Consider the following 19,253-nt stretch of genomic DNA (forward strand, 5'->3'; position numbering starts at 1 on the left):
CGCGGGCCGGGCACGCAGAAAGGCGCCCGGCGGGCGACCGGCTCCGTCGAGCTGTCGGTCGCCCTGCCGGGCGCGGAGGGCGGGACGTGCGGGTGGTCTCCCCACCGCCCGCACGCCCCTCTTCCCCCGGGAGCGACTCCCTGCAGCGACGGCCTCAGATCGTCGCGCGGTATCGGTCGCCCCGTGGCCCGCCGCACACGGCGGGCGGTCGAACCGTCAGACCAGCCAGGCGTTGCGCTGGACGAACGGGATCCTCTTCCACGCCTTGCCGAGGCCGAGCACGCTGCCTGCCCCGAGGAGGGTGAGAGCGATGATCGTCAGCGACATCGTGATGTGGTCGTCGATGATCGGGTTGGTCACGAGCGGGAGCTCGGCCAGGTACATGAGCAGGAGCAGGAGCGTGCCGCTCACCGCGGCGATGCGCATCCCGATGCCCAGGATCAGGGCGAGCCCGATGCCGAGCAGGCCGACCATGAAGAGCACGTCGATGAACGCGTTCCCCGCGAGGCCGCTGAAGAAGCCCGAGAACGTGCCCTCGAGGTTCGACAGGAAGCCGGTGGTCGGGCTGTTCCCGTTGATCCACGACCGCTCGGCGGGGGTGGCGAACCCGAGCCCGAACGTCTTGTCGAGGAAGGCCCAGAGGAAGTAGAACCCGATCGTGATCCGCAGGACGCCGAGCACCACCTGGGTGGGTCGCGTGGCGCGCTCCGCGAGGCTGAGGGTCTCCGGCTCGGTGCCTTCGACCGTGGGGAGCGGCGCGTTGGCGTTCCGCTCGATCGTCCCCTTCATCACTGTCCCCTCTCATCGACCCGTCCGGTGCGGTCGGGCTCCTGAGACCAAGCAAACCCCTGTGAAGGAAGGGTGGACGTCAGGCAAAAGTCGCCGGGCCCGGGGACCTAGGTCCCCGGTGCGGACGAGGGTCCGGCGACACCGGGCGCGGGCCGCCCGCGCCCGGCCCGTGCGGTCAGGAGCCGGACGCGTCCTCGAGGTCCGCGCGGAGCTCGTCGACCCGGGTGCGCAGGCTCTCGATCGCGTCGCGCACCGCGGCGTCGGCGCCGGAGAGGGTGCCCGCGACGTCGCCCAGCTCGGTGGACGCGTCCTCGAGCGCGGCCTCGGCGTCGGCCAGGCGCTGCTCGGCCTGGGCGCGCGTCTCGTCCGTGGCGGACGCCGCCTCGTCCGCCGCGGAGCGGGCCTCGTCGGCGGCCTCCTGCGCGGACGCGACGGCCTCCTCCGCGCGGGCGCGCGTGTCGTCCGGGAGGGTGCCCAGGTCGTCGGTGAGCGACCGGACGTCCTCGCCGATCGTCTCGACCTGCGCGCCCGCGTCGTCGAGGAACTGCTGGACCTGGTCGCCCGTCAGGGTGAATTCCGGCACGCTCACCGAGCCGTCCTCGGCGCACCCACCCAGCGCGACGGTCGCGGCGACGGCTGCACCGAGCGCGAGCGCGCGGGACGTTGACCTGCGGTGACGTGTCGGTGAACTCATGGAGCGATTGTCCACCGCGAACATGAGACGAGGGTGAGAGCCTCGTGGAGGCGGTGTACGGTAGGCGGACGAGGGCACTGTGGCGTGCAGCACACCGATCGTGTGCGCGCGCAGCCGTGACGTCGGGCGCGACGACGCGCACATCCGGCGTGCGGGACCGCAGGTCCGTGGCAGGGCACGAAGCACGGGAGTGAGCGGTGAGCACCACGGCGGAGCACGAGGGCGCGGACGACGCGCCCGTGACGCCCGAGCCCGCGCCCGCCGCCGCGGTGGGTCCGGAGTCGTTCGGACGACGCGCGCGGGCCGTGTCGCACGTCCTCATCTCCTCGGCGCTCGCCATCACGCTCGCCGCGGCACTCGCCGGCAGCGCCCAGCCCCGCCCGGGCGCGTCGTTCTTCGCGCAGGAGACGGCCACGGCGACCCAGGTCGCGGCGCTCTCGAGCACCCTCGGGGCCGGCCTCGACGAGGGCCAGCAGCTCGACGGCGCCATCGAGGTCCTCGCGACGGCCAACGCGCTCGACGACGGCCACGTCTCCCCGCCCGTCGAGCAGGCCCGCGCCGAGCTCGGCATGCTCCTGGCCACCTACCTCGCGCAGCAGGACGCGGCCCGCCGCGTCCCCGCGCCCCTCGTGCCCGACGGCGACCTCGACCTGGACGAGTCGCTCGACGGCGCGCAGGTCCCCGAGCTGCCGGAGCCGCTCGGCCCGGGCGCAGGCGATGGCACCGACGACACCACGACGGGCACGGACGGCGAGACCGACGACCCCGCGACCGACCGCCCGGCGCAGCAGCCCGCGACGGTCGACGCCGCCGGCGACGTAGCGACCGACGCGGTCCGCACCGCGGCGACGCCCACCGCGCCGTCGCCCAGCCCGACGAGCAGCCCGTCCCCCAGCGCGTCCACCGACCCCTCGCCGAGCGACTCCCCGAGCCCCGGCGGCACGCCGAGCCCGGCGCCCGGCACGAGCACGCCCCTGGACCCGACCGCCCCCGGCGGCACGGGATCCGCGGGAGACGCGGGGTCCCCGGGCGACCGGACGCTGCCCGAGGACGAGGTGCCCGCGCCCGACGGGGTGGCCCCCGGTGAGCTCGACGGCTCCCAGGACCCGGCCGACGGATCGGCTGACAGCGGTGACGGCGGCCACGCCGAGGGCGACGACCACGCGCACGGCGACGTGACGCTGGAGGACGTCCTCGCCTCCGCGACGACGCTCGCCGAGCTGCTCGGCACCGACCTCGTGCCGGTCGGGGTCGTCCCGGCAGCCGGGGCGACGGCGCTCGCGGGCACGACCCTCGCGGAGCGGCTCGCCGAGGTCGTCGAGCGGTACGCGGGCTCGACGGCGCAGTACCAGAACGGCCGCATCCCGCCGGAGGCGTTGTGCGCGCTCGACTTCGCGCCCGGCAAGACCCTGCGCTGCGACGCCGCGGAGCAGCTCGAGGCCCTCGCCGCCGAGTTCGAGAAGGAGTTCGGGTACGCGCTGAAGATCACCGACGCGTACCGCCCCTACGACGAGCAGGTGCGCCTCAAGGCGGTCAAGCCCTACCTCGCGGCCGTGCCCGGCACGTCGCAGCACGGGTGGGGGCTCGCGATCGACGTCGGCGGGAACGTGCCGTCGGGGACGTCGCTCGAGTACGTCTGGCTCCGCACGCACGGCCCGGACTACGGCTGGGACAACCCCGCATGGGCGCGGCCCAACGGCTCCAAGCCGGAGCCGTGGCACTTCGAGTTCTTCGCGGCGGGGAAGATGCCGACGCGGTACACGCCTGCCGAGGGCAGCGCGCCGTCCACGCCGCAGAAGCCGGCGACGCCGAGCGCCCCCGCGCCGAAGCCGACGACCCCGCCCGCGCCGCAGCCCCCGGCACCGACGCCCACGCCCACGCCCACGGAACCCCCGCCGACGAAGCCCACGGACCCGCCGCCGCCCACGACCGTCGCCGTCCCGGCGAACCTCGTCGGCAAGCAGCAGGCCACCGTGGAGGCAGCGCTGCAGGGCGCCGGGCTGAAGGTCAGCGTCACGACGCAGGTCGACGAGGCCGCGCCCGGGACCGTGCTGTCCGTCACGCCGGGCTCCGGCACCCAGGTCGCGCCGGGAAGCACGGTCGCGATCGTCGTCTCGTCCGGGCCGCCGCCCGAGCCCGAGCCCGAGCCGTCACCCGAGCCGACGGACCCGGCACCCGAGCCCACGGTCGCGCCGACCCAGGCCCCGACGGCCCCCGGGACGGAGCCGACCACCCCCTGAGCCGAGGGGCGTCGTCGGGCCCGGGCGGAACCGTGGCCGCGCCCGGCGCGAGGGCGCCGCCGGGAAAATGCCGTGCGCCTTCCGTACCGACGGCGTAGCGTCGGGCGGGATGTGATCCTCACCCGCCCCGGCCGCTCCGTCCCGTCGAGCCCGTCGCCGTGGCCCCCGCCGCCCTCCGCGGCGTGCGCGCGCCACCCGGGCACCTGGTAGGTGATCACCCATGGCACGTCCCACCCCTGTCCTGCGCGCGTCCGACGTCCGCGTGTCCTTCGCGGGCCGCGCGGTCCTGCGCGGCGTCGACCTCGCCGTCGACCCCGGCCATCGCACGGGTCTCGTCGGCGAGAACGGTGTCGGCAAGTCCACGCTCCTGCGGGTGCTCGCGGGCACGCTCGCCCCAGACGACGGCACGGTGAGCCGGCCCGCCGACCTCGGGTTCCTGCACCAGGAGTTCCCGTACCCGCCGACGACGTCGGTCCGCGCGGTCGTCGACGACGCGCTCGCGCGCGTCCGCGGGATCGAGCGCGAGCTCGAGGAGGCGGCGCTCGCCCTCGCCGGCGACCCGGGCGGCGAACCCGTCCCCGGTGCCGAGGAGGCGTACGCGCGCGCCCTCGCGCGCGCCGAGCTCGCCGACGTCTGGGACGCCGACGCGCGGGCCGCGCGCACGCTCGCGGGTCTGGGGCTCGACGTCGACGGGGTCGTGGGCCGCGAGGTCGGGTCGCTGTCCGGGGGCCAGCGCACGCGGCTCGGCCTCGCCGCGCTGCTCGTGCGCCAGCCCGGCGCGATGCTGCTCGACGAGCCGACGAACCACCTCGACGACGACGCGGCGGAGTTCCTCGCCGCGGCGCTGCGCGCGCTCCCGGGCGCCGTGGTGCTCGCGAGCCACGACCGCGTGTTCCTCGACGAGGTGTGCACCGAGATCCTCGACCTCGACCCGGTCGCGGAGCCGCTCCGCGGCGCGGGCGGCGGGGACGCGGCACGCGGCGGGGGAGCGGGGACCCTCTACGGCGGCACGTACGGCGACTACCTCGAGGCCAAGCGCGTCGAGCGCGAGCGCTGGGAGCAGCGCTTCGAGGCGGAGCAGGCCGAGCTCGCGGAGCTGCGGCGCGGGGTCGCGGTGACGGCCCGGGACGTCGCGAAGAACCGTGAGCGGGGCAACCAGGCGAAGATCCTCTACGACTTCAAGGGCGAGCGCGTGCAGGGCCAGATCGCGCGGCGCGTGCGCAACGCGCAGCAGCGGCTCGACGTGCTCGAGCGCGACCAGGTGCGCAAGCCGCCCCCGCCCCTGCGCTTCGCACCGCCGAGCGGGGGGACCCGCCTCGCGCCGGGCGGTGGCGACGTGGTCGCGTGGGCGCGCGGCGTCGTCGTGCACCGGCCCGGGCGTGGAGGGCCCGGGGCGGCCCCGGGCGAGCGGCCGGACCGGCTCGACATGGCGGCGTCGGGCGTCCCGTCGATCGAGGTCGCGCGGGGGAGCCGGCTGCTCGTCACCGGGGCCAACGGTGCCGGGAAGTCCACGCTGCTGCACGTGCTCGCGGGCGACCTCGTGCCCGACGCCGGCACCGTGGGCCGGGCGCGCGGGGTCCGGGTGGGGCTGCTCGAGCAGGACGTGCACCTGCACGACGACGACCGCACCCCGCGCGAGCTGCTCGCCCTCGCGCAGGGCGTGGACCCGGCGGACGCGCGCGACGCGGCCGTGGACGCGCACGGCCTCCTCGCGCCGCGCGACCTGGGGCGACGGCTCGCGGAGCTCTCCGTGGGGCAGCGCCGGCGCGTGGTGCTCGCGATGCTCGTCACGCAGGCGCCCGACGTGCTGCTCCTCGACGAGCCGACGAACCACGTGTCGCTCACGCTCGCGGGCGAGCTCATGGAGGCCGTGGAGGAGTGGCCGGGCGCCGTGGTCGTGGCGTCGCACGACCGGTGGCTGCGGCGCCGCTGGCAGGGCGACGCCGTGCACCTCGCCTGACGTCCCCGCCGCGCTCGTCGGTCCGGCCGCGGGGTGGGGCGCCCGGGAGGTGGGGCACGGGGTGCGGGGTCCGGGAACGCGGTGGCCGTCCGCGGCGCGGCGTGCGTAGGGTCTGGCGGTGGACGACGACCGGACGGGCGCCCCGGTGCCCGACAACGCGTGGAAGCAGGTGGTCGCGTCGCTCGCCGACGCGGGACGGCTCGAGGTGCTCGCGCGCGTCGTGACCGAGGGGCCCGCGGAGGCGGTGCTGTCGGCCGACGAGCGCCGTCGGCTCGCGCCGCTCCTCGCCGCGGGCGTCGTGGTGCGCGAGGAGACGGGCTTCCTGCGGGCGGCGCCCGAGCGGTTCGCGGCCCTGCTCGCGTCCGCGCCCACGCCGCGCCCCACGGGCCCCGACCGCTTCCTCACGGACGGACGCCTGCTGCGCATGCCGAAGCGGCTGCGCGACCGCGAGCTCGTCGTGCAGTACCTCGCGGCGCAGGTGCTCCCGCTGGAGGAGCCCGTCACCGAGCTCACGTTGACCAAGCGGCTCGCGGCGCGCGCCGCGGACCCGGTGTCGCTGCGGCGCGCGATGGTCGACGCGGGCCTCGTGCACCGCACGCGCGACGGCGCCGAGTACTGGCGCACCGTCGTGACGGAGTTCGACGACGTCTGACGGGCGGCGGCCCCGCTACGGCAGCCCGTGCGTCGGGAGCGAGGGCTAGGGTCGGTTCTCATGAGCAGCGAGCGCGCCGTGGCGGCGCTGGAGGCGTCGGGCATCGACTTCACCCTCACCCGGCACGGCCGGGTGGGGTCGCTGGAGGAGGCGGCCGCCGCGCGCGGCGTGCACCCGGCGCGCGTCCTCAAGACGATCGTCGTGCGGCGCGCGGAGGACGACTACCTGTTCGTGCTCGTCCCGGGCGACCGGCAGATCTCGTGGCCCAAGCTGCGCGCGCTGCTCGGCGTGTCGCGCCTGTCCATGCCGGACAAGGAGGTCGCGCGCGACGTCACCGGGTACGAGCGCGGCACCATCACGCCGTTCGGCGCCACGCACGCGTGGCCCGTCGTGGCGGACGTGCGCGTGGTCGCCGTGCGCGGCGAGGACGAGGTGGACGTCGCGGGCGACCCGGCGACCCCGGAAGCCCCGGGTGACGGCGACCACCTCGTCTCCATCGGCGCGGGCGAGCACGGCGTGGCCGCGACGGTCGACGGGCAGGCCCTCGTGGCCGCCCTCGGGGCCCAGGTCGCCGACGTCACCGAGCCCCTGTAGCGGGTAAGGGAACGAGACCGCGACGCCGCCCGGGCTGCGCCTTCTCGTGGCGCTCCCGGGGCTCCGGGAGGCGCGCGGAGGCACCGACGCGGTCCGGGTTGTGAGGGTTCGGAGGAAGGTCGCGGTCGACCGCCGCGCGGGCTGGTGTGCGCCCCGCGCCGGGTGCAGACTCTGGGGTGCTCCGGTCACGGTCGCCTCGTCCGACCCGCCGCCCGACGGTCACGGCGAGCAACCGGACGGAGCCGTGAGGCAGGCGCAGGGAACAGGCCACCACCGCCGGACGTTGTCCGGAGGGGCGGCCGACAGCAGGCAGGACGACTCGAGAGAAGCGGGAACCGTGGACACAGGCAGCGCGATCGACCGGACGAGCGGGATCGTCTACGCCCCGGCGGACGGCGGCGTGGTCGTGACGATGTGGGGAGAGGTGGACGCGGCGCTGCGCGACCGCGCGAGCGAGGCGATGTCCTACGTGCTCGACACCCGCGGGCGCGTCGTGGTGGACGTCGCCGACGTCACCTTCATCGACTCCTCGGGCATCGCGTTCATCATCCAGCTCTACATGCTCGGCGAGGAGGACGGCCGTGAGGTCGTGCTCCGGGACCCGTCGCCGAGCATCGTCGAGCTGCTCGACATGATCGGCATGGGCGGGCGGATCCCCGTCGAGCGCAGCGGCGCCTCCACGGGCCCGATCGAGGTCGTCGGCGCCGTCTGACACCCGCGCGCCCGCCGCCGCCCCGGGTCCCCGGGGCTGTGGGAACCGGCCGGTACGGTGCGGGCATGCGCATCCTGCACACCTCCGACTGGCACCTCGGGCGCACCTTGCACGGGGTCGACCTGCTGGAGCACCAGGCCGCGCACCTCGACCACCTCGTCGAGCTGACCCGCTCCGAGGCGGTCGACGCGGTCGTCGTCGCGGGCGACGTCTACGACCGCGCGATCCCGCCGGTCGACGCCGTCTCCCTCCTCTCGGACGCGGTGACGCGGCTCGCCGAGCACGCGCACGTCGTCGTCACGCCGGGCAACCACGACTCCGCCGTCCGGCTCGGGTTCGGCGACCGCCTCCTGCGCCCGGGCGTCCACGTGCGGGCACGCCTGGCCGACGTCGGTGCGCCCGTCGTCCTGGGCCCGCGCCCCGGTGCGACGAGCGGCGACGCCTCGCCGCTGCTCGTCTACGCGCTCCCGTACCTCGACCCGGACACGGCCCGGCACGTCCTCGCGGACGCGCCGGACGCCGACGCTCCCGACGCCGAGGGGGTGGGCGGCGACTCGGTGAGGCAGCGGCCGCTCGCGCGGTCCCACGAGGCCGTCATGGGGGCGGCCCTGCGCCGGGTGGGCGCCGACCTCGCCCGGCGCCGCGCCGCGGACCCGGGGGTGCGGGCGGTCGTCGTCGGGCACGCGTTCGTCGTGGGTGGTCTGGCGTCGGACTCCGAGCGCGACATCCGCGTGGGCGGCGTGGACGCCGTCCCGGCCGCTGCGTTCGCGGGCCGCGGGGTGGACTACGTGGCGCTCGGCCACCTGCACGGGCCGCAGCGCGTCACCGTCCCGGACGTCGGCGGCGGAGAGGCCGACGGCGGCGTGGCGACCGTCGCCCGCTACTCGGGCTCGCCCCTCGCGTTCTCCTTCTCGGAGCTGCACCAGCGCAAGTCCACCGCGCTCGTCGACGTCGACCGGGTCCGCGCGGACGCGGACGCGGCGGTTGAGCTGGTCCCCGCTCCCGTGCCGCGCCGCCTCGCGGAGGTGACCGGCTCGCTCGACGAGCTGCTCGGGGAGGCGGGCGAGCCGCACGTCGACGACTGGCTGCGCGTCGTCGTGACGGACCCGGTCCGGCCAGCCGAGCTGTACGCCCGCGTCCGGTCCCGGTTCCCGCACGCGCTCCAGGTGACGCACCGCCCCCCGCGCGTCGCCCAGCGGGAGGTCGTGACCGCCGTCGGGCCGGGGCGCGACCCGCTGGACGTCGCGCGCGACTTCGTCGAGCACGTCTCCGGCCACGCCCCCAGCGAGGCGGAGGTCGTCGTGCTGCGGGAGGCGTTCGAGCTCGCGCTCGCCGAGGAGCGCAGCGCCTGATGCACCTGCACTCCCTGACCTTCCAGGCGATCGGCCCGTTCGCGGGCCGCCACCACGTCGACCTCGCGGCGCTCGGCGCGTCCGGGATCTACCTCCTCGAGGGGCCGACGGGCGCCGGCAAGTCCACGATCATCGACGCGATCGTGTTCGCGCTCTACGGCAAGGTCGCCTCCGACGCCGCGAGCGACGACCGTCTCCGCTCGGCGTTCGCGGGACCGGACGTCGAGTCGTACGTCGACCTCGTGCTGGAAGTCCCCGCCGGTGTCTTCCGGGTCCGGCGCACGCCCGAGTACCGCCGCCCCAAGAAGCGCGGCACCGGCACCACGACCCAGCAGGCCTCGGTGCGGCTCTGGCGGCTCGCCGAGGTGCCACCCACCGACGCGCCGGACGCGGTGGAGGACGCCGCGGGCGAGCTGCTGTCCGCACGGCTCGACGAGGCGGGCGACGAGATCCGCCGGCTCGTGGGCCTCGACCGGCGCCAGCTCGTGCAGACGGTCGTGCTGCCGCAGGGCGAGTTCGCGACGTTCCTGCGCGCGAAGCCCGAGGACCGGGCCGTGCTGCTCCAGAAGGTCTTCGGCACGGAGCTCTACCACCGCGCAGCCGCGCGCCTGGCGGAGCTCGCGCGCGCGGCGCGGTCGCGCACGGACGCCGCGCGGCAGGGCGTCGTGGGCGCGGCGGAGCGGTTCGTGGGGTCCGCCGGGCTCGAGCCCGACGACGCGCGGCGGCTGCGCGAGGCCGCGCACGACGACGACCGGCTGCGGCGGGCCGACGATGGCGGCGCCCCGGCCGCTGCGGAGGCGACGCCGGGCGTGCACACGCTCGCCGTCGCGCACGTCGCGCGCCTCGACGCCGAGGCCACGTCGCTGGCCGAGCGCGCGGCGGGGGCCGACGCGACGCTCGCCGCGGCGCGTGAGCGGTTCGAGCACGAGCGCGCTCGGCACGACGCGCTGGAGCGGCGAGCCCGGCTGCGGGCCGACGCGGCGCGCCTCGACGAGGAGGAGGTGGCGGTGGCCGAGTGTCGCCGTCGGGCGGACGCGGCGGCACGTGCCGCGGTCGTCGCCCCGGCCGCCCAGGGCCTCGCGCGCGCCGAGCAGACCCTGCGCGCCGCGCTCGACCGGCTCGCGCTCGCGCGCACCGGGGCGCCCGCCGCCCTCGCCGACGCCGACCCGACGACGCTCGAGGCCCTGCGCGCCGACGTCGCGACGGCGGCCGTGCGGGTGGCGAGGCTCGTCCCGGTGGGGGCGTCGCTGCCCGGGCGCGACCGCGAGCTCGCCGACGGGCGCAAGGAGGTGGCGCAGGCGACGGAGGAGCGGGGTCGCGTGCTGGCCGAGCTCGACGCACGCCCGGCGCGCCGCGACGCCCTGCGCACGCGGGTCGCGTCCCTCGCGGAGGCCGCGGGCGCGCTCGGGGTGCTCCGCGAGCGCGCGGATCGCGCCCGGGCGGTCGAGGAGGCGGCGCGCCAGACGGCGGCGCTCGCGACCGAGGCGGCCGAGGCGCACGCCGAGCGGGCACGGGCCGCGGTCCGGGCGCACGAGGCGGTGGAGCACGAGGCCCGGCTGCGGGCTGCGCGCATCGCGGGTCTGGCCGGAGAGCTGGCCGCGGGCCTCGCCGCCGGCGAGCCGTGCCCGGTGTGCGGCGGGGCCGAGCACCCGCACCCGGCGCCGCTCGCCGAGGACCACCCGGCGGTCGAGGACGTCGAGCGCGCCGAGCGGGAGCGCGCGGAGGCCGAGCGCCTGCTGCACGACGTCTCGGCCCGCGCTCAGGTGCTCGCCGAGCGGTGCGAGGCCCGCCGTCGGGACGCCGACGGCCTGACCCCGCAGGAGGCCGGGCAGCGGGTCGCGCACGCGGAGGAGCTGGTGGCCGCCGCGCGCACCGCGGAGCGTGAGCGCGCCGAGGCCGAGCGCGAGCTCGAGGAGCTGGACGCGGAGACGCGTGCGCTGGAGGCCCGGGCGGCCGGGCTCGCCGAGGCGGTCGCGGGCACGACCGCGCGGCTCCAGGAGACCGAGGCGGCCCTCGCGCGCGACCGCGCCGAGATCCGCTCCGAGCTCGACGCGGCGGGCCCGCTCGTGGAGCTCGTGGACCTGCCCGACCCGCTCGCCGACGAGGGCGGCGCGCGCAACCCCGTCGCCGTCCTCGCGGCCGCGCTGGAGGGACGGGTGCGCACGATCGACGCGCTCGCGGACGCGGGCAGCGCCGTCGCCGCCGCCCAGCGGGCGTGCGAGGAGCGTGCGGCCGACGTCGCCGCGCTCGTCGCGCGGTCGGGGTTCGCGGACGCGGCCGAGGCGCTCGCCGCGGTGCTCGACGACGCCGAGCGGCACGCGCTCTCTCAGCGCGTCGCGGAGCACGACGCGGCGCGGACCGCGACGGCGACCGGCCTCGCGGACCCGGCGCTCGCCGACCTGCCCGAGGACGTACGGGCCGACGTCGCGGGCGCGCGCGCCGCCGTCGACGAGGCAGAGGCCGTGGCCGGGGCCGCGGCGCGGCAGCACGAGCTCGTCGCCCGCCGGGCGGACGCGGCCCGGGTGGCGGCCGAAGCCGTCGGCGCGGCGGTCGACGGCTGGACCGCGGCGCGGGACGCGGCGGGACCGGTCGTGCGCATGGCGGCGCTCGCGTCGGGCACGGGCGACAACGCGCACGCGCTCTCGCTCGCGACGTTCGTGCTCGTGCAGCGGTTCGAGGACGTGGTCGCGGCGGCGAACGAGCGCCTCGCCGAGATGTCGTCAGGGCGGTACGAGCTCGTGCGCAGCGCGACGCGCGAGGACGTGCGGGCGCACAAGCGCGGCCTCGCGATGAAGGTGCTCGACCACGTGACGGAGCGCGAGCGCGACCCGCGCACGCTGTCCGGCGGGGAGACGTTCTACGTGTCGCTGTGCCTCGCCCTCGGGCTCGCAGACGTCGTCACGGCCGAGGCGGGCGGCATCGAGCTCGGGACGCTGTTCGTCGACGAGGGCTTCGGCAGCCTCGACCCCGAGACGCTGGAGGCCGTCCTCGCGGCGCTCGGCCGGCTCCGCGCGGGCGGGCGCGTCGTGGGCGTCGTCTCGCACGTCGAGGCGCTCAAGCAGTCCGTCGCGGAGCGCGTCGAGGTCCGTCGTCTCCCCGGCGGCGGCAGCACGCTCACCGTGCGGGCCTGACCGGGGCTGCGCCGTCCGTCAGGAGCGGCCGTCAGTCAGGAGCGAGGGCGCGGTCCCGGCGTCGGCGCGCACACGCGGTCGACGAGCTCGGTCACGGCCGCCCGCACGGGTCCCGGCGGCGCGCCCGCGTCGAGCGCGAGGGCGGCGCGGTCGAACGCCGCGGACAGCAGGAGCGTCAGCGCGTCGAGGCGTTCCTCGTCCGCGAGGTCTCGTGCGACGTCGCTGGGCTCTCCCTGGTCGACGGCGGACCTCTCGCCCGGGTGGACGGCGGACCCTTCGCCCGGGCGGACGGCGGACCCGTCGCCTGGGCCGGGCACGTCGTCGTCGCCCGCGCCGCGGCTCGTGCTGACCCCGCTCGACCGGATACCGAGCGCCGCGCCGAGCCCCTCGCGGAGCGTTCGGCGCGCGTGGCGGGCGTCGAGCGCGTCGGCCTCTGCGGGGCCGAGCACGGCGGGTGCATCGACGAGGAGCAGCCGCGTGCGGCCGGGTTCACCCATCGCGTCGAGGTAGGCGCGCGCACCCTCCACGAGCATCGCGCGGGCGTCCGGGGCGTCCGGGCCGTCTGGGTTGTCTGGGGCGTCCGGTCGTTCCGCGGCTGCCGTGCCGGGATCCCCGGCGGTGCGCTCCTCGATCTCCCGGGCGACCGCCTCGGCCTCGGCCTCGGCGACGGCGCGGAACAGGTCCTGCTTGTCGGCGTAGTGGTGGTACAGCGCGCCGCGCGTGACGTTCGCGGCGGCGGCGATCTGGGGCGTCGACGTCGCGGAGTACCCGGCGCGGACGAAGAGGTCGCGCGCGGCTGCGACGAGGGCCACGCGGGTCGCGCGGGTGCGTTCGGCGTTGGTCCGGCGGCGCTCTTGCATACCGACAGACTGTAGGCCATTCTCGATACATACAGCCTGTTTGTTTTTGCGACCGTCCGGTCGCCGACGACGAGGAGAAGACTGTGCGCATCACGAGCTGGTACCCCGTGCTCATGACCGGGGACGTCGCAGGGACCGTCGCGTTCTACCGCGACCACCTGGACTTCCGGCCGCTCTTCACGAGCGACTGGTACGTCCACCTCCAGTCCGTGCACGACGCGTCGGTGAACCTCGCCGTGCTCGACGGCGACCACGAGACGATCCCGACGAGCGGCCGGGGTCGCGCGGGCGGGCTCCTGCTCAACCTCGAGGTCGAGGACGTCGACGCCGTGCACGCGCGCCTCGTCGCCGCGGGACTGCCGATCCTGCGCTCGCTGCGCGACGAGGCGTTCGGGCAGCGGCACTTCATCACGGCCGACCCGAACGGGGTGCTCGTGGACGTCATCACGCCCGTCCCGCCGACGGGGGAGTTCGTCGAGCAGTATGAGGAGTCCGCCCGCCCGACGGCGTAACCGGCGCGCGCGTCCCCGAGGGTCGCTCGGGGCTCGGGGCTCGGGGCTCGGGGCTCGGGCTCACGATTCGGGGCGGGAGCGCAGGACGCCAGGCGCGGGACGTGGGATTGCCGCTCACGGCTCGGCCGGACGGGGCGGGATGTCACGAACCGGCCCCGTGTCCGTCCCTCTTCGAGGAGCCGAGCGACGTCCCGCCGGTCGTCGCGTGCTCTCCCGGGAACGGCCGCGACCGGCGGCGTCGTCCGGGAGCCGTCGAAGGAGAGCAGCAATGTCAGCAGCATCGTCCCCGCTCGAGCGCGAGCTGCGGCGCATGGAGGTCATCGCGCGCCGGGAGCAGCTCCGTCTCGTCGGCCGCGTCGCCCCGCGCGTGGCGGAGCGCCGCCGCTGGGCCGACGCACCGCGCCGCCAGTCCCCGGCCACCGCCGCCCGCTAACGTCTGTCGGGACTCGCGCCCCCGCAGCGTCCGGCGGCTCGCCACCGTGAGCCGTGAGCCGTGAGCCGTGAGCCGTGAGCGCGGCCACCGCGCCCCGGTACGGTCCGGCGGCTCGCCACCGTTCACCGTGGGTCGGGCGACCGCAGCCCGGGAAACGTCCGCCGGCTCACCACCGTGCGCGGTCGGGAGCGCGCGCACGTCAGACCGGTGCGCCGAGGCCCGCGAGCTCGCGCGCCCGGAGCAGCACGTCGTCGAGCATCTGCGGGGTGAGCCGGCCGGTGAACGTGTTCTGCTGGCTCACGTGGAAGCACCCCAGCAGGGTGAGGGTCTGCTCCGGGGGCGGGGGGCCGCCGTCGGGCACGACGCCGGGGAGCGACGCTCCCGGGGCGGGGCGAGGGGTGGCCCGGCGCAGCGTCACCTCCGCACCGTGCGCGAACCGGGGCCGCGGACGCGGCACGGCCCAGCCCTGCTCGGCGAGCGTCGAGAGCAGCGCCTGCCACCCGAAGCCGCCGAGGACGACGGCGACCCGCACCGTCGCGCCCAGCAGCTCGACCTCGCGCGCGAGGTACGGGCCGCAGCGGCGGCGTTCCTCCGGAGTCGGCTTGTTGTCCGGGGGCGCGCACCGCACCGGCGCGGTGACGCGGATCCCGGTGAGGCGGAGGCCGTCGTCGGCGGAGACCGACGTCGCCTGGTTGGCCAGGCCCGTGCGGTGCATGGCGGCGAAGAGGAAGTCGCCGCTGCGGTCGCCCGTGAACATGCGGCCCGTGCGGTTGGCCCCGTGCGCGGCGGGCGCGAGCCCGACGACGACGATCCCCGCCCGCTCGTCACCGAAACCGGGGACGGGGCGGGCCCAGTAGTCGTCGTCGCGGAACGACGCCCGCTTGACGTCGGCGACGTGCTCGCGCCAGGCCACGAGTCGCGGGCACGCCCGGCACTCGACGAGGTGGGCGTCCAGCGCCGCGAGCGTCGGCGCCGTCCGGGCCGCGAGCGGGTAGTCGGGGTCGTCGGGCGTCACCCGCCCATCCTGCCCGGACCCCCACCCGCCCGCGCCCCCTCCGCCGAGCACGGGGTCGGCGACCACAATCGGCGAGATCCGGTCGCCGATCCCGTGTTCAGCGGGCGGCAGGGCCGTGGTCGGCCGTCAGGCCTGCCGGTTCGTCGGCGCCGTCGCGCCGGCGAGCGCCGCAGCGTCGTGGGGCGCGTCGGCGGACGGGAGGGTGGCCTCGACGGCCGCGTCCGGGAGGACCGTGGCCGTGGCGGGGACGCCGACGGCGGGGTCGGGCGCGCCGAGGGAGTCCGCGGCGTCGGCCGGGAGCGGCGCGCCGAACGTGTGCCGCAGGCCGAGCAGCACGGCGCCCGCGACCACGACGACGCCGAACATCACCGCGGCCATGGTCACCGGCGGTGACCCGCCGAGCAGGCCGGTCACCGGCGCGACGACCGCCCCGACGCCGAACTGGAACGCGCCGATGAGGGCCGCGGCGCTGCCGGCGCGGTGCGCGTTGCGCTCGAGCGCGATGGCCGGGACGGACGGCATGACGAAGCCCGCGGTGCCGAGCGTGAGCACGATGAGCGGGACGAGCCACGCGAGCCCGCCACCGGCGAGCGCGGCGACGAGGAGCCCGCCCGAGAGGACGAACCCGGCCGCGACCGCACCCTGGAGGATGCGCTCGGGCGTGACGCGCCCGACGAGCGCGCCGTTGATCTGGCTGCCCGCCGTCACGGCCACCGCGCCCACGCCGAAGACGATCGCGTACTGCTGGGCAGACATCCCGTAGAAGTCCTGGAACACGAACGTCGACGCGGAGATGTAGGTGAACATCGCGGCCATGTAGAAGCCGGCGATGAGCGCGAGGCCGATGAACGACCAGTCCCCGAGGAGCGAGCCGTACGAGCGCAGGGCCGCGACCGTCCCGCCGCTGCGGCGGCGTTCGACGGGCAGCGTCTCGCGCAGCCGCAGGAGCACGAGCACGAAGAGCACGGCCCCCACGACGGCGAGCGCGACGAACATGCCGCGCCACGACCCGAGGCGCAGGAACTGCGCGCCGATGGTCGGCGCGAGGATGGGCGCGACGCCCACGACGAGCATGAGCCGCGCGATGACCTTGCCGATCTGGTAGCCCTCGAACGAGTCGCGCACGATCGCCATGGACAGCACCATCCCGGCGGCCGCGGAGAGGCCCTGGACGAACCGCAGGCCCGTGAGCGCGGCGACCGAGCCGGCGAAGACGATCCCGACGGACGCCGCCACGTACACCGCGAGGGACACCAGCAGGGGAGCGCGGCGGCCGACCGCGTCCGAGACCGACCCGATGAGGAGCTGGCCGAGGGCGAGGCCCGCGAGGGTCGCGGTGAGGGTGAGCTGGACGCGGGACTCGGTCGTACCGAGCTCGTCCACGATGCGCGGGAACGCGGAGAGGTAGAGGTCGATCGTCAGCGGCCCGACGGCGGTGAGCGCGGACAGCAGCAGGACGAGACCGGCGCTGATGCGCCCCTTGCGGGCCGCGGGGCTCGGGGAGGGGGCGGTGCCCGGGCGGGCGGCGACGGGCGCGGTCGGCGCCGGGGTCGCGGGTGGGGTGGAGGCCATGACAGCGGCAACCACCGGTGGTGCGCCACGTGTTCCCGCACGGCGTACGTGATCGGATGCTGAGACGTGCGGCGGGTCAGGCGCGGCCGACGTCGGCCCGGGCGGCGGCCAGCCCGCGCAGGGCCCGCGCGTGCTCCAGCCGGTCGTCGAGCTCGTCGGCGAGGGTGAGCGCGGCGTCGTGCAGGTGTGCGGCGCGCTCGGCGTCACCGGCCGCGCGGACCGCCTCCCCGAGCGCGTTGAGCGCCTCGGCCTCGACGAGCCGGGCCCGGACCCGCCGGGCCAGCGCGAGCGCCTCCTCGCCCGCGGCGACCGCGGCCGCGACCTCGCCCGCGGCGAGCAGCGCGGTGCCGAACGCGCTGCGGGCCTCGGCCTCGGCGTCGGGGTCGCCGAGGTCGACGGCCGCCGCGACGGCGGCCCGCAGCTCCGCGACGCCCGCGGCGGCCTCGCCCGTGCGCGCGAGGAGCCGCCCCACGTGCACCCGGCTGCGCGTCGTGAGGCCGGCGTCCCGGAGCGAGGTCGCGCTCGCGAGCGCGTCCCGGTGGAGCGCGAGCGCGCGGTCGAGCCCGCCTTCCGCCTCCGAGAGGATCGCGGCGTTGCTCGACACGATGGCGACGTTGAGGGCGTCGCCGACCCGCCGCGACAGCGCCAGCGCGCGGTCGTAGCCGGCGCGCGCGTCGTCGTGCCGGCCGAGGATGCGGTGCACGTCCGCGAGGTTCCCGACGGCGCGGCCCTCGCTCACCGGGTCGCCCGCGGTCCGCGCCCCGGCGGCGGCGTCGCGGTACGCGGTCTCGGCCTCGTCGAACCGCCCGAGGCGCTTGTACACGTTGCCGACGCGGTTGAGCGTCTGGCCGGGGCGGGGGTCGTCGCCGCGCTCGAGCGAGCGGACGAGCTGCGCGAGCGCCTCGTCGTACCGGCCGAGCCGTTCGAGCGCCCGGCCGAGGTCGCGCCCCGCCTGGGACCGGCCCGACGGCCGTCCGTGCTCGACGGCGGCCGTGTGCACCGCGACCGCGTCGTCCCCGTGCCCCGCCGAGTCCAGGTACGGGGCGAGGAGCGCGGAGAGGTCCGTCACGGCGTCGGCCAGCTCGTGCTCCGCGGCGAGCGCCGACGTCGCGACGAGCAGGTCGCGGTGCGCGTCGAGCCACGCGACCGCGGCGTCGGCCGTACGACCGGGAGGCGCCTCGCCCGCTGCGCCACGCGCTCCGACGCCCGCCCCGACGCCCGGCGCGGCCGCGTCGTGGTGGGGCGACGTCGCACGAACGGCGGGCCGGGCGTCGTCGAGCAGCCGCGCGGCGAGCCGCCCGACGGCGGCGGCCCGCGCCGAGAACGGGTCGTCCGTGCGGGCGAGGTCGGCGGCGAGGGCGCGCACGGCGTCGGGCATGACGACCTCCCCGCGCGGCCCGGCCGCGACGAGGTGCGCGCGGCCCAGGGCGGCGAGCGCGTCGCGGCTCTCGCTCGTCGAGACGCCGAGGAGCACGGGGACCTCGATCGAGTCGAGCGGCACCGGGACGAGGGCGAGCAGGCGCAGGGCGCGGGCGTGGTCGGCGGGCAGACGGCGGTGCACGGCGGCGAGCGCGGGGTGGAGGGCCGGTCCGGGGAGGTCCTCGACCCGGCGGACGTGGTCGGCGAGCGACCAGCCGGGGCGCGCGCGGACGTCGTCGGCGATCTGCGCCAGCGCCGCGGGGAGCCCTCCGGACGCGCGCACCAGCCGCGCGGCGGCCTCCGGCTCCGCGGCGGTGCGGTCCTGGCCGACGCGCGCCGCGAGCAGCGCACGGGCGTCGTCCTCGCCGAGCGGTGCGAGGGTCGTGGCGGTCTCGCCGGGGAGCCCGACGACCTGGTGCGCCGCGACGACCACGCGCGCGGTGCCGGGCAGGTGCGCGACGACGTCGGCGGCCTGGGCGCCGTCGGTCACGTCGTCGAGGACGATCGTCGCGCGCAGCCCGTCGAGCGCGGTCGCGAGCGCGGCGGCGAGGGCGGGGAGGTCGCGCGCCTGCGCGTCGGGCGGGGGTGCGCCGAGCGCCTGGAGCAGCGCGTCGAGCACGACGGCGGCCGGGCGCGGGCCGTCCGCCTCCCCGTGCAGGTCGACGAGCGCGACGACGTCCGCCGGGACCTCGCGGGCCGCGGCGAGCGCGACGCTCGTCGTGCCCGACCCGGGCAGGCCCGTGACCGTCACGACGCGCGGCTGTTCCTGCGAGGGTGCGGGAGGCGGGCCGGTGAGCGCCGCCGCGAGCCGCGCGACGTCGTCGGCCCGACCGACGAGCGGCCCGTCGGGCGCGAACGGTCCCAGCCGGACGGTCGGCGGGAGAGCGAGCTCCGGAACGGCCGCGGGGACGGTCGCCGTCCGGTACGCGGCGCGCCACGCCGCAGGCTGCCGGTCGCCGAGGACGTGCGCGACGTCGGCGAGCAGATCGACGTCGAGCCGCGAGCGGCCCGCCCGGAAGACGTCGTAGACGGTGACGCGGCCGGGGCGCGCCTCCGCGGCGGGGACGCCCCGAGCCGTGCGGAGCGCGCCGACGCGGCGCGCGATCTCGGTGTACGAGGGCTCTCCTGCCCACGCCCGCAGCGCCCGCAGCCGGGCGGCGAGCTCGTCCACCGACCCCGCGCCCACGGGGGACGGCGGCGGGTCGGGGGGCACGGCGTCAGGCTAGCGACGGCCGCCCGCCGCTGCGCGGCGTGCTCGCCCGGTGACGTGGCGGCGGGGTGCGGGCGGGTCGGCGGTGACCCTGGTCCGGGTGACGCG

15 protein-coding genes are annotated in these 19,253 nt (G+C 77.4%); 9 read left to right on the forward strand and 6 right to left on the reverse strand.

Going from position 1 to position 19,253, the window contains the following annotated elements; genetic code table 11:
* Positions 1-216 precede the first annotated feature (216 nt).
* Positions 217-789, reverse strand: coding sequence for a hypothetical protein (locus tag BXA05_RS05925; RefSeq protein ID WP_076404297.1), 573 nt, complete (start codon positions 787-789; stop codon positions 217-219).
* A 175-nt stretch (positions 790-964) separates the two neighbouring features.
* A complete protein-coding gene (locus BXA05_RS19995) occupies positions 965-1,378 on the reverse strand; it encodes a hypothetical protein (protein ID WP_076404298.1) in 414 nt (137 codons plus the stop codon).
* 302 nt (positions 1,379-1,680) lie between these two features.
* Here BXA05_RS19995 and BXA05_RS05935 point away from each other — a divergent pair, with 302 nt between their 5' ends.
* The 7 genes from BXA05_RS05935 to BXA05_RS05965 all read left to right on the forward strand — a co-directional run bounded on the left by BXA05_RS05935 (position 1,681) and on the right by BXA05_RS05965 (position 12,124).
* A complete protein-coding gene (locus BXA05_RS05935; RefSeq protein ID WP_076404299.1) occupies positions 1,681-3,723 on the forward strand; it encodes a D-alanyl-D-alanine carboxypeptidase family protein in 2,043 nt (680 codons plus the stop codon).
* Between the two features lie 220 nt (positions 3,724-3,943).
* Positions 3,944-5,683, forward strand: coding sequence for an ABC-F family ATP-binding cassette domain-containing protein (locus tag BXA05_RS05940; RefSeq protein WP_076404300.1), 1,740 nt, complete (start codon positions 3,944-3,946; stop codon positions 5,681-5,683).
* Between the two features lie 118 nt (positions 5,684-5,801).
* Positions 5,802-6,335 (forward strand): DUF2087 domain-containing protein, encoded by a 534-nt coding sequence (locus BXA05_RS20440; RefSeq protein WP_076404301.1) that lies wholly within the window; start codon positions 5,802-5,804, stop codon positions 6,333-6,335.
* Between the two features lie 60 nt (positions 6,336-6,395).
* Positions 6,396-6,929 carry an aminoacyl-tRNA deacylase gene (locus BXA05_RS05950; RefSeq protein ID WP_061267922.1) on the forward strand — a complete coding sequence of 178 codons (534 nt, stop codon included), beginning with the start codon at positions 6,396-6,398 and terminating at the stop codon, positions 6,927-6,929.
* A 337-nt stretch (positions 6,930-7,266) separates the two neighbouring features.
* Positions 7,267-7,641, forward strand: a complete 375-nt coding sequence (locus BXA05_RS05955) for an STAS domain-containing protein (RefSeq protein WP_021483854.1) — start codon at positions 7,267-7,269, stop codon at positions 7,639-7,641.
* 65 nt (positions 7,642-7,706) lie between these two features.
* Complete coding sequence (locus tag BXA05_RS05960; protein ID WP_076404302.1) at positions 7,707-8,993, forward strand: exonuclease SbcCD subunit D; 1,287 nt, start codon at positions 7,707-7,709, stop codon at positions 8,991-8,993.
* On the forward strand, positions 8,993-12,124 hold the full coding sequence (locus tag BXA05_RS05965) for an AAA family ATPase (RefSeq protein WP_076404303.1): 3,132 nt from the start codon (positions 8,993-8,995) through the stop codon (positions 12,122-12,124). The genes BXA05_RS05960 and BXA05_RS05965 overlap by 1 nt, the downstream gene beginning before the upstream one ends.
* Before the next feature lie 35 nt (positions 12,125-12,159).
* Here BXA05_RS05965 and BXA05_RS20240 read toward each other — a convergent pair whose 3' ends face one another.
* Positions 12,160-12,984, reverse strand: a complete 825-nt coding sequence (locus tag BXA05_RS20240; protein WP_083711542.1) for a helix-turn-helix domain-containing protein — start codon at positions 12,982-12,984, stop codon at positions 12,160-12,162.
* A gap of 83 nt (positions 12,985-13,067) precedes the next feature.
* Here BXA05_RS20240 and BXA05_RS05975 point away from each other — a divergent pair, with 83 nt between their 5' ends.
* Positions 13,068-13,496: a VOC family protein gene (locus BXA05_RS05975; protein ID WP_076404305.1), complete on the forward strand. Its 429-nt coding sequence runs from the start codon at positions 13,068-13,070 to the stop codon at positions 13,494-13,496.
* Between the two features lie 268 nt (positions 13,497-13,764).
* The gene (locus tag BXA05_RS20000; RefSeq protein WP_157446563.1) at positions 13,765-13,929 is read left to right on the forward strand and encodes a hypothetical protein; all 165 of its coding nucleotides are present in this window, start codon (positions 13,765-13,767) and stop codon (positions 13,927-13,929) included.
* A gap of 199 nt (positions 13,930-14,128) precedes the next feature.
* Here the strand turns inward: BXA05_RS20000 and BXA05_RS05980 are convergent, their stop codons facing one another.
* The 3 genes from BXA05_RS05980 to BXA05_RS05990 form a co-directional block, all read right to left on the reverse strand.
* Entirely contained in the window at positions 14,129-14,944 is an 816-nt protein-coding gene (locus BXA05_RS05980) for a uracil-DNA glycosylase (protein WP_076404306.1), read from the reverse strand.
* A gap of 126 nt (positions 14,945-15,070) precedes the next feature.
* Positions 15,071-16,516 (reverse strand): multidrug effflux MFS transporter, encoded by a 1,446-nt coding sequence (locus BXA05_RS05985; RefSeq protein ID WP_083711544.1) that lies wholly within the window; start codon positions 16,514-16,516, stop codon positions 15,071-15,073.
* 76 nt (positions 16,517-16,592) lie between these two features.
* The gene (locus tag BXA05_RS05990; RefSeq protein ID WP_143311063.1) at positions 16,593-19,148 is read right to left on the reverse strand and encodes a tetratricopeptide repeat protein; all 2,556 of its coding nucleotides are present in this window, start codon (positions 19,146-19,148) and stop codon (positions 16,593-16,595) included.
* Positions 19,149-19,253 lie beyond the last annotated feature (105 nt).

This window comes from Cellulosimicrobium funkei, from assembly GCF_900155925.1.
Lineage (GTDB): Bacteria > Actinomycetota > Actinomycetes > Actinomycetales > Cellulomonadaceae > Cellulosimicrobium > Cellulosimicrobium funkei.

Bases quoted from the DNA above. Each gene is read 5' to 3' on its own strand.
- BXA05_RS05925 (WP_076404297.1), bottom strand. From the start codon at position 789: ATGAAGGGGACGATCGAGCGGAACGCCAACGCGCCGCTCCCCACGGTC.
- BXA05_RS05940 (WP_076404300.1), top strand. From the start codon at position 3,944: ATGGCACGTCCCACCCCTGTCCTGCGCGCGTCCGACGTCCGCGTGTCC.
- BXA05_RS05950 (WP_061267922.1), top strand. From the start codon at position 6,396: ATGAGCAGCGAGCGCGCCGTGGCGGCGCTGGAGGCGTCGGGCATCGAC.
- BXA05_RS05960 (WP_076404302.1), top strand. From the start codon at position 7,707: ATGCGCATCCTGCACACCTCCGACTGGCACCTCGGGCGCACCTTGCAC.
- BXA05_RS05965 (WP_076404303.1), top strand. From the start codon at position 8,993: ATGCACCTGCACTCCCTGACCTTCCAGGCGATCGGCCCGTTCGCGGGC.
- BXA05_RS20240 (WP_083711542.1), bottom strand. From the start codon at position 12,984: ATGCAAGAGCGCCGCCGGACCAACGCCGAACGCACCCGCGCGACCCGC.
- BXA05_RS20000 (WP_157446563.1), top strand. From the start codon at position 13,765: ATGTCAGCAGCATCGTCCCCGCTCGAGCGCGAGCTGCGGCGCATGGAG.
- BXA05_RS05985 (WP_083711544.1), bottom strand. From the start codon at position 16,516: ATGGCCTCCACCCCACCCGCGACCCCGGCGCCGACCGCGCCCGTCGCC.